Raw genomic sequence first — 14,657 nt, forward strand, 5'->3', positions numbered from 1 at the left:
CCATGGCGATGGCCGACCCCCGGAACGCCAGCAGCCCGAAGCCCAGGGCCGCCACGCCGGTGACCGTCACCACCATCGCCACCACCCGCACCGCGGTGCCGGCCCGGCTGGAGTACCGGGCCAGCCGGCTGCCGTCGCTGCTCGCCAGCTCGGCCTCCAGCTCGGCCACCTCGGCCGTCGGGGCAGGGGCAGGGTCAGGGGGGAGCGGCTCGGGCGCGGCGTCGGTCACGGGGCCAGGCCTACCCCGGCCCGGCCGCCCTCGCACCCGCGCCCTCAGGCGATGGTGCGGGCGGTGCGGGTGGTGAGGTCGCGCCACGCAGCCACCAGGCGGTCGATCCCCTCCTCGACGTGGGTGGCGGGGCGATCGACGCACAGTCGCAGGTGCGGGTCACCGCCGCCACCCACCACGTGGGCGCCGCCCGGGGTGACGTGGACGCCGTGGCGGCGGGCGAGGGCGACGTACGCGGTGGCATCGGCGAGGGGGAGCGCCGGCCACAGGGCGGAGCTGCCCTCGGGCCGCTCCAGCTCCCAGTCGGGCAGGTCGGCGCGGAACCGCTCGACGGCGGCGTCGACGGCCTGCTCCAGGCTGGAGCGACGCCGGGCCGCCATGGCGTCGAGGTGGGGGAGCAGCTGGAGGGCCAGCAGCTGCGACGGGACCGACGGGCCGAGGTCGTTGGCCACCCGCACCCGGGCGATGCGGTCGGCCACCGTGCCGGACGCCCGGAGCCAACCGATCCGCAGCGCAGCCCACGCCACCTTGCTGAGCGACTCGACGCTGACGACCGGGGCAACCCGGCACAGGGCGTCGAAGCCGGGCGGGCGGGTGCCGCTGTCGAAGGCCAGGTCGGCCAGCGTGTTGTCCTCGACCAGGATCGCGTCGCCGTGGTCGTCGAGCACCTGGGCCAGGGCCCGGCGCCGGGCCGGGCCCACCACCCGGCCGGTGGGGTTGTGGACCCCGGTCTGCAGGTAGACGAGCACCGGGCGCTCCCGACGCAGCACGTCGGCCAGGGCCTCCGGGTCGGGCCCGCCGCGGTCGGAGCGCACCGCCACGGCCCGGGCCCGGCGGTGGTCCAGCACGTCGAGCACGCCGGGGTACGAGGGGTCCTCGAGCGCCACCGTGCTCCCGGGCGCCACCAGGGCGTCGATGATCACCGCGATGGCGTGGTGGGCCCCGTGGGTGACCTCGATCTGGTCGGGCTCGGTGAGCCGGCCCAGGGCGGTGTGGCGCTGGGCCAGCGCCTCGCGGAGCGACACCAGGCCGTGGGGCTCGAGCTGGCCCCGCGCGGCCAGCAGGTCCTCGGTGCGCACCACCATCGGGGGCAGGTGGCTGCCGTCGGTGGGGACGACCGCGGCGAGGTCGATGCCGGTGGCCCGGCTGGCGAAGTGCGAGCCCACCCGATCGCCCGTCGACCCGGGGTCGGCCCGACCGATCACCTCGGTGCCCGCCCCCTGCCGCGACGCCAGCAGGTCCTCGGCCCGCAGCTCGTCGAGCGCGGCGGTGACCGTGCTGCGGCTGACCGACAGCAGGGCGGCCAGCTGCCGCTCGGGCGGGAGCCGGGTGCCGCCGGGGAGGACGCCGCCCGTGATGGCACCCCGCAGGGCTTGGGCCAGGCGGCGAGCCAGGCCGCCGTGGCCCTGCTCGCTCCAGTCGCCCAGCAGGCCCACCAACCGCTCGTCGGCCACCACCGGGCCGATCGGCCCGCCCACCGTCCTGGTCGCCGCGGAGATTGGCCCGCTGATTGGCTTGCTCGGCATGGAGCCAATGCTGCCACATTGGCCCGTGCAACGGCAGGCCCTGATGGCCACGATGGAGCCATGTTCGCCCCCTGGTGCCCCACCTGCGCCCGCCGCACCCTCCTCGGCCCCCGCCGCGTCGAGGCGGTGGAGCCCGGCCCCACCGGTCCTCGGGTGGTCCTGCGCTGCTTCTGCGAGACCCTGCTGGTGTGGTCGGCCGCTGCCGAGGCGCCGCCCGCCCCGGCCCCAGCGGTCGACCCCGTGGCCGGCCGCCCGTGGTCCGAGGACGGCACCCCCGGGCACGCCGCCGCCGTGCGCGGCTGGTAGCCCGCCCTTGCTCAGCCGGGTCGCCCCCGACCCAGGACGTAGCAGGCGATGGCGGCGGCGGCCGCCACGTTGAGCGAGTCGACCTGGCCGTGGATGGGGATGCGCACCCGTCGGCCCACCCGGTCCATGGTCTCGGCGCGCAGGCCCGGGCCCTCGGCCCCGAGCACCAGCGCCACCTTCTCGTCGGGCCCGAGGGTGAGGTCGTCGATGCTCTCGGCCGATGCGTCGGGCGTGAGGGCGAGCAGCGAGAACCCGGCGTCGGTCACCACGTCCAGGCCGGACGGGAACCGCTCGGCGTAGGCGTAGGGGAGGGCGAAGACCTCGCCCATGGCCACCCGCGAGGCGCGGCGGTACAGCGGGTCGCAGCACGAGGGGTCGAGGATCAGGGCGTCGGCGCCCAGGCCGGCGGCGCTGCGGGCGATGACGCCGAGGTTGGTCGGGTTGTTGACGTTCTCGAGGACGACGCGCGCGTGGCGCCGGCCAGCACCTCGGCGGCTCCGGGCACGGGTCGGCGGTCGAACGACGCCATGACGCCCCGGTGCACGCCCATCCCCGTGATGCGCAGCACGAGGTCGGGGCCGGCGGCGAAGACCGGCGCGTCGGCGGGGATCGCCTCGGGCAGAGGCTGGGACCGGCTGGCGTCGATGAGCACCGACCGCAGGCGGTACCCGGCCCGCAGCGCCCGTTCCACCACGACGTCGCCCTCCACGATGAAGATGCCGGCCAGGTCGCCGCCCGGCGACTCCCGCCGACGTCGCAGGTCGGCGTCGCGCAGCCCCAGGAACTCCGCGATCCGCTCGTCGCCCGGATCGTCGACCGGGATCCATCCATCCATGGCCGCCGAGTCTGGCCCACCGGCGGCCCCGCCCGGCCAGGCCGGCGGGCTCCGGGCGGTCGGCCTAGGTTGCCGCCATGATCCGACTGAGCGTCTTCTACCCGGCCACCGACGGGGCCTCCTTCGACCACGACTACTACCGCGACCACCACGTGCCGCTGGCGTCGTCGACCTGGGGCGGCGCCCCGGCCGAGATCGACAAGGGCGTCGACGGTCCCTACGTGGCCGCGGTGCACTTCACCTTCGACTCCGTCGAAGCGATGGGGGCGGCCATGGGCGTCCCCGGGACGGGTGACGTGCTGGCCGACGTGGCCAACTACACGACCATCACGCCGGTCATGCAGACCAGCGAGATCGTCACCCCCTAGGCACCGCCCGGTCGCCCACCCGTGGCCCCCTCGCCCGGGTGGGCCGATCGGCGGCGGAAGTCCTTGACCTGACGGGGTCGGCGGTTTACCGTCACCCCCAATTCGACACCCCGGTCCCGCGTTCTGCGGAACGAGGTTGGCATCGCGCCGCTGGTCCCCCTAGGATCGCCCGTTGCCGTGGTGCTGCTTGTCGTCCTTCAGAAATGGTTGATCGAAGCGACGCGTCCCGCCACGAGCTGCCACGCGTGATCAACCACTGCTGAGGAGCCGTCCTTGTCCTCCCGCTCGACCATCCGGGATCGTTATTCGTTCGCGAACCTCGACGAAGCCCTGCCCCTGCCGGACCTCATCGCCATCCAGCGCGAGTCCTTCGACTGGTTCCTGAACCAGGGCCTCGCGGACACGTTCCGCGACATCAGCCCGATCAAGGACTTCACCGAGACGCTCCAGCTGGAGCTGGAGTTCGACACCAACGACGAGGACCTCCGTCCCACGCCCAAGTTCTCCGTCGAGGAGTGCAAGGAACGGGACATGACCTACTCGGCCCCGATCTTCGTGCGGGCTCGCTTCATCAACGCCAACACCGGCGAGATCAAGGAGCAGACGGTCTTCATGGGGGACTTCCCCAAGATGACCACGAAGGGCACCTTCGTCATCAACGGCACCGAGCGCGCCGTCGTGTCGCAGCTCGTCCGGTCCCCGGGCGTGATCTTCCAGCCCGGTGAGCGCTTCCGCCTGCGGAACCTGGCCAAGCACCAGCTCGTCACCGGCACCATCCACCCCTACCGCGGCGAGTGGATCGAGTTCGACGTCGAGCAGAAGCCCGGCAAGGACGTCACCGCCGGCACCCGCGTGGCCCGCAAGCGCCGCCTCGGCATCTTCGTGCTGCTGCGGGCCCTCGGCTACGACGAGGAGAACGCCCCCGGCTTCATCGACGCCTTCGTGCGCCACTTCGACTTCCTCGAGGGGCAGTGGGAGAAGGAGCGCGACGTCGCCACCACCCAGGACGAAGCCCTGGTGGAGATCTACAAGCGGGCCCGCCCGGGCGAGCCCCCGTCGGTGGAGTCGGCCAAGGCCTACTTCCGCAACGCCTTCTTCGAGTCCCGCCGCTACGACCTCAGCCGCGTCGGCCGCTACAAGCTCGACCGCAAGCTCGGTGGCGAGATCGAGAAGATCTCCGAGCTGTTCCCGATGCTCGACCTCGACCGCCCCGAGCCCGGCCAGCCCGTGCTCAGCCGCTGCGAGGTCCTCGCGTCGATGACCTACCTCCTGCACCTCGTGCAGGCCACGCCCGGCTACCGCCTGGACGACCAGGACCACTTCGCCAACCGCCGCATCCGCTCGGTCGGCGAGCTGATCCAGAACCAGGTCCGCATCGGCCTGTCCCGCATGGAGCGGGTGGTGCGCGAGCGCATGACCACCCAGGACGTCGAGGCCATCACGCCGCAGACGCTCATCAACATCCGCCCGGTCGTGGCCGCCATCAAGGAGTTCTTCGGGACCTCCCAGCTGTCGCAGTTCATGGACCAGGTGAACCCCCTGTCCGGCCTCACCCACCGCCGCCGCCTCTCGGCGCTCGGCCCGGGTGGCCTCTCCCGTGAGCGGGCCGGCTTCGAGGTCCGAGACGTGCACTTCAGCCACTACGGCCGCATGTGCCCGATCGAGACTCCGGAAGGCCCGAACATCGGCCTGATCGGCGGCCTCGCCAGCTACGCCCGGGTGAACGAGTTCGGCTTCATCGAGTCGCCGTACCGCCGGGTCATCGACGGCAAGGTCACCGACGAGATCATGTACCTCGCGGCCGACACCGAGGAGGAGTACGTCGTCGCCCAGGCCAACACGCCGGTGAACGCCGACGGCTCCTTCGCCGAGGAGCGCGTGCTCGTGCGGCGCTCGCCGCAGGCCGCCTCCCTCGAGGACCTCCGCCTCCAGCTGGAGCGGGACATCTTCTTCGGCGCCACCACCGACATCCAGTACGTGCCCGGCGCCGAGGTCCAGCTCATGGACGTCTCGCCCCGCCAGATCGTCTCGGTGGGCACCGCCCTCATCCCGTTCCTCGAGCACGACGACGCCAACCGGGCCCTGATGGGCGCCAACATGCAGAAGCAGGCCGTGCCGCTGGTGCGGGCCGAGGCGCCCTACATCGGCACCGGCATCGAGGCCCGGGCGGCCCGCGACGCCGCCGACATGATCATCGCCACCGATGACGGCGAGATCACCGAGGTCGACGGCACCCTGATCACGGTGCAGTACAAGACCGAGGGCAAGAAGGTCTACAAGCTCAACAAGTTCAACCGGTCCAACCAGGACACGTGCATCAACCAGCGCCCGATCGTCGATGCCGGCCAGAAGGTGGCCAAGGGCGACATCCTCGCCCACGGCCCCAGCACCGACAACGGCGAGCTGGCCCTCGGCAAGAACCTCCTCGTGGCCTTCATGCCCTGGGAGGGCTACAACTTCGAGGACGCCATCATCCTCTCGCAGCGCCTGGTGAAGGACGACGTGCTCACGTCGATCCACATCAAGGAGCACGAGATCGATGCCCGGGACACCAAGCTGGGCCCGGAGGAGATCACCCGGGACATCCCCAACCTGAGCGAGGACATCCTCGCCGACCTCGACGAGCGCGGGATCATCCGCATCGGCGCCGAGGTCGAGGCGGGCGACGTGCTGGTCGGCAAGGTCACGCCCAAGGGCGAGACCGAGCTCACCCCCGAGGAGCGCCTGCTGCGCGCCATCTTCGGCGAGAAGGCCCGTGAGGTCCGCGACACCTCCCTGAAGGTGCCCCACGGCGAGACCGGCAAGGTCATCGACGTGCGGGTCCAGACCCGGGAGGACGGCCACGAGCTGCCCCCCGGCGTCAACCAGCTGGTGAAGGTCTACGTCGGCCAGCGCCGCAAGATCAGCGTGGGCGACAAGCTCGCCGGCCGCCACGGCAACAAGGGCGTCATCTCCCGGATCCTCCCCATCGAGGACATGCCGTTCATGGCCGACGGCAGCCCCGTCGACATCATCCTCAGCCCCCTGGGCGTCCCGTCCCGCATGAACGTGGGCCAGGTCATGGAGGTCCACCTCGGCTACGCCGCCCGTTGGGGCTGGGACACCGAGAAGACCGGCAAGGTCGGCGACACCGCCGTCCGCAACGAGACCAAGACCCGTCCGGCCACCCCGCCGGCGCAGCTGATCGCCACCCCGGTGTTCGACGGCGCCTTCTGGGACGAGACCGCGGCGGCCAAGAAGCACCCCACCATCCAGCAGATCCTCACCGACCTCACCCCGGAGTCCCCGTACCCCGAGTACGGCGACGGCGGCCGCCTGATCCAGAGCAACGGCAAGACCACGCTCTACAACGGCCGCACCGGCGAGGCGTACGACAACCCGATCACCGTCGGGTACATGTACATCCTGAAGCTGGCCCACCTCGTGGACGACAAGATCCACGCCCGTTCCACCGGCCCCTACTCCATGATCACCCAGCAGCCGCTGGGCGGGAAGGCGCAGTTCGGCGGCCAGCGCTTCGGCGAGATGGAGGTGTGGGCCCTCGAGGCCTACGGCGCGGCGTACTGCCTGCAGGAGCTGCTCACCATCAAGTCCGACGACGTGCTCGGCCGCGTGAAGGTCTACGAGGCCATCGTCAAGGGCGAGAACATCCCCGAGCCCGGCATCCCCGAGTCCTTCAAGGTGCTCATCAAGGAGATGCAGGCCCTCTGCCTCAACGTCGAGGTCCTGGCCGTGGACGGCAACGAGATCGAGATGCGCGAGCTCGACGAAGACGTGTTCCGCACCGCCGAGGAGCTCGGCATCGACCTGTCCCGGCCGGAGCGCGGCTCCGACGAAGAAGACGAGCGCCGCCGCGCTGGTCAGTCCTGAACCAGTCGAAGAAGAAGAGGAAGTAGCACATGCTCGACGTCAACAACTTCGACCAGCTCCGGATCGGCCTGGCCACCGCGGACTCCATCCGCATGTGGTCCAACGGCGAGGTCAAGAAGCCGGAGACCATCAACTACCGCACGCTCAAGCCGGAGAAGGACGGGCTCTTCTGCGAGAAGATCTTCGGTCCGACCAAGGACTGGGAGTGCTACTGCGGCAAGTACAAGCGGGTGCGCTTCAAGGGCATCATCTGCGAGCGCTGCGGCGTGGAGGTCACCCGCTCCAAGGTCCGGCGCGAGCGCATGGGCCACATCGAGCTGGCGGCCCCCACCGTCCACATCTGGTACCTCCGCGGCACCCGTTCGTGGCTGGCCTACCTGCTCATGGGCACCGAGCCCCGTGAGGAGCTGAAGGCCAAGCAGCTGGAGAAGGTCATCTACTTCGCCGCCAACCTCGTCGTGTCCGTCGACGAGGAGAAGCGCGACCAGGACCTGCCGAACCTCGAGGCCGAGGTGCTCGCCGAGCGCGAGGTCATCGAGAAGGACCGCGAGCTCGAGCTGGCCCGGCGCATGGAGGAGCTCGAAGCCGAGATCACCCAGCTCGAGGCCGACGGCGCCAAGGACTCCGAGCTGAAGGCCCGCCAGAAGCAGGCCGACAAGGACCTGGCGGCCATCCGCGAGCGCTACGAGCTGGAGCTCGACGTGCTCACCCGGGCCTTCGACGAGTTCAAGGGCATGTTCTCCCGCCAGATCATCGAGGACGAGATGCTCTGGCGCGAGCTCGAGGACCGCTACGGCGAGTACTTCGAGGGCGGCATGGGCGCGGATGCCATCAAGTCGCTCATCAACGAGCTCGACCTCGACGTCGAAGAGGTCAAGCTCCGCGCCGCGATCGACCCGCAGGAGGGCCAGCGCCCCCTGTCGGCCCAGCGCAAGCAGAAGGCCATCAAGCGCCTGAAGATCGTCGCCTCGTTCAACCAGCGCGACGAGAACGGCAAGCGGATCAACGACCCCCGGGCCATGATCCTCGACGTCGTCCCGGTGATCCCGCCGGAGCTGCGCCCGATGGTCCAGCTCGACGGTGGCCGCTTCGCCACCTCGGACCTCAACGACCTGTACCGCCGGGTCATCAACCGGAACAACCGCCTGAAGCGCCTGCTCGACCTCGGGGCCCCCGAGATCATCGTGAACAACGAGAAGCGCATGCTCCAGGAGGCCGTCGACGCCCTGTTCGACAACGGCCGCCGTGGCCGTCCGGTGACCGGGCCGGGCAACCGCCCGCTCAAGTCGCTGTCCGACATGCTCAAGGGCAAGCAGGGCCGGTTCCGCCAGAACCTGCTCGGCAAGCGCGCCGACTACTCCGGCCGTTCGGTCATCGTCGTCGGCCCCACGCTCAAGCTGCACCAGTGCGGCCTGCCCAAGCTGATGGCGCTGGAGCTCTTCAAGCCCTTCGTCATGAAGAAGCTGGTCGACGCCGAGCTGGCCCAGAACATCAAGTCGGCCAAGCGCATGGTCGAGCGTCGTCGCCCGCAGGTCTGGGACGTGCTCGAGGAGGCCATCAAGGAGCACCCGGTCATGCTGAACCGGGCCCCCACGCTGCACCGCCTCGGCATCCAGGCCTTCGAGCCCGTGCTGGTCGAGGGCAAGGCCATCCAGATCCACCCGCTGGTGTGCACCGCCTTCAACGCCGACTTCGACGGCGACCAGATGGCCGTCCACCTGCCGCTGTCGTCGGAGGCGCAGGCCGAGGCCCGCGTGCTGATGCTCTCGGCCAACAACGTGCTGTCGCCCGCCCACGGTCGCCCGCTGGTCACGCCCACCCAGGACATGATCATCGGCGCCTTCTACCTCACCGAGCTCGTGCCCGGTGCCAAGGGCGAGGGCCGCGTCTTCCGCCACCTCTTCGAGGTGGAGCGGGCGTACGAGAACAAGGACCTGGCGCTGCACGCCAAGATCCAGTTCCGTGGCGACGGCCGCGACGGTCGGGACAAGACCATCGAGACCACCGCCGGGCGCATCTTCTTCAACCGCACGCTGCCGGACTCCTTCGAGTTCATCAACGAGCGCATCGACAAGAAGCTGATGGGCGCCATCACCGACCGCCTGGCCAACGACGAGGCGAAGCAGATCGTGTCGACCAGCCTCGACGCCATCAAGAACCTCTGCTTCCGCTACGCGTCGCAGTCCGGCATCACCATCTCGATCGACGACGTGAAGACGCCGGTCGAGAAGGCCGGGATCATGGAGGACCACGAGCTCCAGGCCCAGAAGGTCGAGGACCAGTTCCGTCGGGGCATCATCACCGACGGCGAGCGGCGCCAGAAGGAGGTGGAGATCTGGACCGACGCCACCGACATGGTGCGGACGGCCATGGAGAAGAGCCTCAAGGCCGAGCAGTTCAACCCCATCGAGATGATGGTGGGCTCCGGCGCCCGAGGGAACATGATGCAGGTGCGTCAGATCGCCGGGATGCGTGGCCTCGTGGCCAACCCCCGTGGCGACATGATCCCCCGCCCCATCAAGTCCAACTTCCGTGAGGGGTTGGAGATGCTGGAGTACTTCATCGCCACGCCTGGCGCTCGGAAGGGCCTGGTCGACACCGCCCTGCGGACCGCCGACTCCGGCTACCTGACCCGTCGCCTCGTCGACGTGGCCCAGGAGCTGATCATCAACAGCGAAGACCCCTTCGAGAAGGCCGCCGCCACGGGCTCGCCCATCCGCGGCATCTGGATCGAGGACGTGGGCCCCGACACCGCCGCCAAGCGGACCTACATCGAGACCACGCTCTACAGCCGGACCATCGCCAACGACGTGACCTGCAGCGACGGCACCGTGTTCCCCCGGGGCACCGTCGTCGACCAGGACATCATGGAGAAGCTCCGTGACGACCCCGAGGTCACCCGCGTGCGGGTGCTCTCGCCGCTGACCGACGACTCCGTGGCCGGCATCTCCGGTGCCAGCTACGGCATGTCGCTGGCCACCGGCAAGGCCATCGAGGTCGGCGAGGCGGTCGGCGTGATCGCCGCCCAGTCGATCGGCGAGCCCGGCACGCAGCTGACCATGCGGACCTTCCACACCGGCGGCATCGCCGGCTCCGACATCGCCGGCGGCCTCCCCCGCGTGGTCGAGCTCTTCGAAGCTCGCTCGCCCAAGGGCAAGGCCACCCTGGCCCGCACCACCGGTGTGGTCCGGATCGGCGAGGACGAGGGCAAGGGCCGCGTCATCACCATCGTCGGCGACGACGGCACCGAGGACACCTACACGGTGCCCGCCATGGCCCGCCTCGAGGTCGAGGACGGTGGCGAGGTGGAAGCCGGCGACGCCCTGGTCGAAGGTCCCCGTGACCCCAAGGAGCTCCTCGAGATCCGTGGCGTCCGCGAGACCCAGACCTACCTGGTGGAGCAGGTCCAGAAGGTGTACCGCGAGCAGGGTGTGTCGATCCACAACAAGCACATCGAGCTCATCGTGCGCCAGATGACCCGCCGGGTCACCGTGCTCGAGGCCAACGACTCCGACTTCCTCCCGGGGGAGCGGGTCGACCAGAAGGCCTTCGCCGACACCAACAAGCTGTTGGTCGAGGAGGGCAAGCGCCCGGCCGAGGGTCGGGTGGAGCTCATGGGCATCACCAAGGCCTCGCTGGCCACCGACTCGTGGCTGTCCGCGGCCTCCTTCCAGGAGACCACCCGGGTGCTCACCGAAGCGGCGATCGACTCCCGGTCCGACTCCCTCGTCGGGCTCAAGGAGAACATCATCATCGGCAAGCTCATCCCGGCCGGCACCGGCATGCACGACTACCGGGACATCGAGACCAACGCCCCGGACTACCAGCCGATGGCCTTCTACTCCTCCGACGGCGAGCAGCTCGACGATGCCGAGTGGCTGGCCAGCGTGGGGTCGGGCAGCGGCGGCGACGTCGTCGACCTGCCCACGGCCACCCCGGCCGACTGATCACCCTCCCCGGGTCCGCCGGGGAGCCGCAGCACCGTCCGGAGGGCGCCCCACGGGGCGCCCTCCGGCGCGCCCGGGCCCTCGCGCCCGCCGGCCATCGACGTCGTCGCCGGGCGGGCTACGGTGCCCTCGCCATGACCGAGCCGCGGACCGTCTTGTTCGTGCAGCACTACGCCGATGGCGGCTCGGTGCTCAGCCTCTTCGAGCTCGTCCGGTCGCTCGACCCTGCGCGCTACCGGCCCCTGGTGGCCTTCCGGACGACCAACCCGTTCGTCGCCGAGTTCGAGGCGGCCGGGATCGAGGTGGTCTGCCTGAGCGACGGTCTTGCGGCGCCCGAGCGGCTGACCCCGGCGCTGGGCCGGCGGGACCCGACCTCGGGCCGGTCGACGTCGCTGCGGCGAGAGGTGCGCCGCCTGCTGAACCGCGACCTGCCGACCACCCGCCGCCTCCTGGCGCTGGCCCGCTCGAGGCCGATCGACCTCGTGCACGCCAACAACGACCTGCGGGTCAACCGCGACGCGGTCGCCGTGGCGGCGGCCCTGCGGGTGCCGCTCGTGGTCCACGTGCGCTGGATCTACACGCCGATCCGCGACGTGAGCTGGTGGGTCGATCGCCAGCTGGCCCGCAAGGTCGACCACGCCTTCTTCATCTCCGACGCCGCCCGCGACGCCTACGGAGACCTGGGCATCGCCCCGGAGCGCACGGAGGTGCTCGACAACCCCTTCGAGCTCGGGCCGGCCCCCGCCGAGGTGGGCCCGGCCGGGCTCGTCGCGGAGCTCGGGCTGCCGGCCGGCGCCCCCGTCGTGGTGCTGGTCGGGCGGATCACGCCGTGGAAGGGCCAGCACGTGCTGCTCGGGGCCGCCGGCCGCTTGGCGGGCTCGGTCCCGGACCTCCAGGTCGTGCTGGTCGGCGCCCCCACCGACGCGCTCGGGAAGGGGTACCAGGAGGAGCTGGAGCAGCTGGCGGGGGAGCTGGGGATCACCCACCGGGTCCACCTGACCGGTGCCCGCCGGGACGTCGCCGAGGTCTTGGCGGCGGCTGACGTCGTGGTGCACGCGTCCACCCAGCCCGAGCCGTTCGGACGGGTGGTGGTGGAGGCCATGGCCGCCGGCCGGCCGCTCGTGGCGGCCGATGCCGGCGGGGTGCCCGAGGTGGTGGACGACGGTCAGACGGGCCTGCTGGTGGCGCCCGGCGACGAAGCGGAACTGGCTCGCGCCATCGAGCAGCTGCTGGCTGACCCGGCCGAAGCGGCCGCCATGGGCCGTCGGGCGCGCCTCGCCGCGGAAGCGCGCTTCGGCACCGAGGCCCACGCCCAGGCGGTGCAGGCCGCCTACGACCGCGTGCTCGACCCGCCGGCCCGGTCGCGCCGGACCCGCGGGCGTCGAGCCCGCGCCGCCGGTCGCGCCGGTGCGGCGGGTCCTGGTCACCGCCGGGAGCTACGGCTTCGACAACGTCGGCGACATCGCCATGGTCCAGGTGGCGGTGGCTCGGGCTCGCCAGCGCCACCCCGGCGCCGAGGTCGAGGTGGTGGCTGCCTCCCAGGCCGGGCTGGACGCCCATGGCCTGGCCGGGGCCCGAGCCGTCTCGGACGACGCCTGGCGGTCCTGGAGCAAGGCGGTGCTGCGCTGGCAGCGGCGCTTCCCGGCCGGGACGCTCACCGGCTCCCTGCCCTTCCGCTGGCCCCGGGCCTGGTTCCACCTCGCCCGCCTGGCTCGGCAGGCCAACCCCGAGGGCGCCGCCTGGATCCCACGCGTCGCAGCGGCGGACCTGGTGGTGCTCGCCGGCCAGGGTGCCGTGCACGACGGCTCGCGCCGGCGTGGAGCGGATCGCCCACCTGGTGCAGCTGGCCGCCGCCGGCGGCACCCCGGTGGTCGCGGTGGGCCAGGGCATCGGCCCGATCGCGGACCCGGCCGTGGCCGCCACCGCCAAGGCGGCCCTCGACCACCTGTCGGGCCTCGGCGTCCGCGAGCGCTGGGGGTCGGTGCCGACCTTGGCCGCGCTGGGCGTCGCTGCGGACCGGTGGGCGGTGACCGGCGACGACGCCCTGCAGGTGGCGATCGACGCGCCACGCTCCGCTTCGGCGCGGCGGGGCCTGGGCGTCAGCCTCCGTGCCAACCGGGCCTCGGCGGCGCCGGAGAGGCTCCCCGAGCTGGTGGCCGGCGCAATCGGAGCGGCCCTCCCGGGGACGCCGTTGGAGCTGCTCACCATGATGGAGTCGGCCTCCGTCTCCGATCGCGCCCTGCTCGAACGGGTGCGTCCCGCAGGGGAGCCCGAGCGCTCCACCAGCGAGCTCGACGTGCCCGCCGCGCTGGCGGCCATCGACCGGTGCCGGCTGGTGGTGACCGGCACCTACCACGCTGCGGTCTTCGCCCTCGGCCTCGGCATCCCCGTCATCGGCCTCGCCGGCTCCGACTACTACCGCCAGAAGCTGCACGGCGCCCTCGAGGAGTTCGGTCCCTCGGCCGGGGTGGTGCTGGACGCCCGCTCCCCGCTGCTGGCCGACGAGCTCGCCGATGCCCTGCGAACGTGGTGGGGACGGGCACCGGAGGTCGGGCCCGAGCTGGAGGCCGCCGCCCGGCGCCAGGCGGGTGCCGCCGCGGCCTACTTCGCCGACCACGCCTGAGCGGCGGCTCAGGCGGTGGCGTGCTCCTGCACGAACCGCCCGACCTCGTCGGCCACCCGCTCGATGGCCCGACCGTCGGTGGCGGTGCACAGGGCTTCGAGCATGGTCCGGCGCTCGGCCTGCAGCCGCTCGGGTCGGGCCAGCCCCGAGCGGACCTGGCCGACCAGCTCCTCGGGAGACGCCGAGAGCTCCAGGCCGCCGGAGGCCACGATGGGGAGGAAGTGCTCGCGTGCGTAGAGGTCCCGCGCCCGCCGCCGGTGGCGGGCCTGGCCCCGCCGGTCGTACGCCGGGCCCAGCTGGGGCTTGTCGAAGAAGGCACCGTCGAGCGTCATGGTGGACGACACGCTCACGTGGACGTCGGTGTGGGCCAGGCTCGAGCAGAGGCCGACGATCTGGTCGCGGCCGAGGTCGACCTGCCCGGGCCGCACGGCCTGGGCGCCCACCGCCCCCGGGTCGTCGAAGGCCACCGCGGCGACGCCCTCGAACCGGTCCCACCGCCCGGGGTTGTCGGTGGGGTGGCGCCGCAGCACGATCCGCAGGTCGGCCGGGAGGTCGCCGCGGTCGATGGCGGCCACCAGGTCGTCGACGTACTGGTCCTCGTGGGGGGGACACGCTGGGCGGCCCGGCGCCGTAGAGGACCGTCGGCTGGCCCGGGGCGAGGCCGAGGCGCTGGCGCCAGGTGGCGTCCGGTTCCACCAGGCTCGGGTCGGCGTAGAAGTCGAACTGGCCGGGCCCGACGATGGCGATGGCCTCGGGGGCGACGGTGGGGTAGCCGCGTCGGACCTCGTCGCGGTTGAAGCGGTTCCACACGAGGTAGCGGTCGAAGACGATGGGCAGCGGCGGCCGGGTGGTGATGTTGTCGAACGACAGGATGCTGGTGATGGCCGGCAGGCCGAGGCGGTGCGCGGCGTGGAGCAGCACCAACTCCTGGATGGCGAACGGCGTCACGCTGA

At 71.7% G+C, this 14,657-nt stretch carries 7 protein-coding genes and 2 pseudogenes; 6 read left to right on the top strand and 3 right to left on the bottom strand.

Annotation, left to right across the window (positions count from 1 at the left end):
* Positions 1 to 273 precede the first annotated feature (273 nt).
* On the bottom strand, positions 274 to 1,755 hold the full coding sequence (locus KSP35_RS18160) for a PLP-dependent aminotransferase family protein (protein WP_216997196.1): 1,482 nt from the start codon (positions 1,753 to 1,755) through the stop codon (positions 274 to 276).
* 60 nt (positions 1,756 to 1,815) lie between these two features.
* Here KSP35_RS18160 and KSP35_RS18165 point away from each other — a divergent pair, with 60 nt between their 5' ends.
* The gene (locus KSP35_RS18165) at positions 1,816 to 2,061 is read left to right on the top strand and encodes a hypothetical protein (protein ID WP_216997197.1); all 246 of its coding nucleotides are present in this window, start codon (positions 1,816 to 1,818) and stop codon (positions 2,059 to 2,061) included.
* Between the two features lie 11 nt (positions 2,062 to 2,072).
* On the opposite strand, the pseudogene KSP35_RS26135 reads toward KSP35_RS18165, so the two are convergent.
* A pseudogene (locus KSP35_RS26135) lies at positions 2,073 to 2,896 on the bottom strand (TrmH family RNA methyltransferase).
* 77 nt (positions 2,897 to 2,973) lie between these two features.
* Between KSP35_RS26135 and KSP35_RS18175 the strand changes: the two are divergent.
* From KSP35_RS18175 to KSP35_RS18195, 5 genes and pseudogenes are all read left to right on the top strand, one after another.
* A complete protein-coding gene (locus KSP35_RS18175) occupies positions 2,974 to 3,264 on the top strand; it encodes an EthD family reductase (protein ID WP_216997199.1) in 291 nt (96 codons plus the stop codon).
* A 273-nt stretch (positions 3,265 to 3,537) separates the two neighbouring features.
* The gene (locus KSP35_RS18180) at positions 3,538 to 7,134 is read left to right on the top strand and encodes a DNA-directed RNA polymerase subunit beta (RefSeq protein WP_216997200.1); all 3,597 of its coding nucleotides are present in this window, start codon (positions 3,538 to 3,540) and stop codon (positions 7,132 to 7,134) included.
* Between the two features lie 29 nt (positions 7,135 to 7,163).
* Positions 7,164 to 11,081, top strand: coding sequence for a DNA-directed RNA polymerase subunit beta' (locus KSP35_RS18185; RefSeq protein WP_216997201.1), 3,918 nt, complete (start codon positions 7,164 to 7,166; stop codon positions 11,079 to 11,081).
* 134 nt (positions 11,082 to 11,215) lie between these two features.
* Positions 11,216 to 12,340: pseudogene (locus KSP35_RS24735) on the top strand (glycosyltransferase family 4 protein); the annotation flags it as partial.
* 299 nt (positions 12,341 to 12,639) lie between these two features.
* Positions 12,640 to 13,704, top strand: coding sequence for a polysaccharide pyruvyl transferase family protein (locus KSP35_RS18195; protein WP_254126841.1), 1,065 nt, complete (start codon positions 12,640 to 12,642; stop codon positions 13,702 to 13,704).
* A gap of 8 nt (positions 13,705 to 13,712) precedes the next feature.
* On the opposite strand, the gene KSP35_RS18200 is transcribed toward KSP35_RS18195, so the two are convergent.
* On the bottom strand, positions 13,713 to 14,279 hold the full coding sequence (locus KSP35_RS18200; protein WP_216997203.1) for a CDP-glycerol glycerophosphotransferase family protein: 567 nt from the start codon (positions 14,277 to 14,279) through the stop codon (positions 13,713 to 13,715).
* Positions 14,280 to 14,657: the final 378 nt, after the last annotated feature.

Origin of the sequence: Aquihabitans sp. G128 (genome assembly GCF_019048865.1) — a bacterium.
In the GTDB taxonomy this organism is placed as follows: Bacteria; Actinomycetota; Acidimicrobiia; order Acidimicrobiales; family Iamiaceae; genus Aquihabitans.

Bases quoted from the DNA above. Each gene is read 5' to 3' on its own strand.
- KSP35_RS18175 (WP_216997199.1), top strand. From the start codon at position 2,974: ATGATCCGACTGAGCGTCTTCTACCCGGCCACCGACGGGGCCTCCTTC.
- KSP35_RS18160 (WP_216997196.1), bottom strand. From the start codon at position 1,755: ATGCCGAGCAAGCCAATCAGCGGGCCAATCTCCGCGGCGACCAGGACG.
- KSP35_RS18195 (WP_254126841.1), top strand. From the start codon at position 12,640: ATGGCCTGGCCGGGGCCCGAGCCGTCTCGGACGACGCCTGGCGGTCCT.
- KSP35_RS18165 (WP_216997197.1), top strand. From the start codon at position 1,816: ATGTTCGCCCCCTGGTGCCCCACCTGCGCCCGCCGCACCCTCCTCGGC.
- KSP35_RS18185 (WP_216997201.1), top strand. From the start codon at position 7,164: ATGCTCGACGTCAACAACTTCGACCAGCTCCGGATCGGCCTGGCCACC.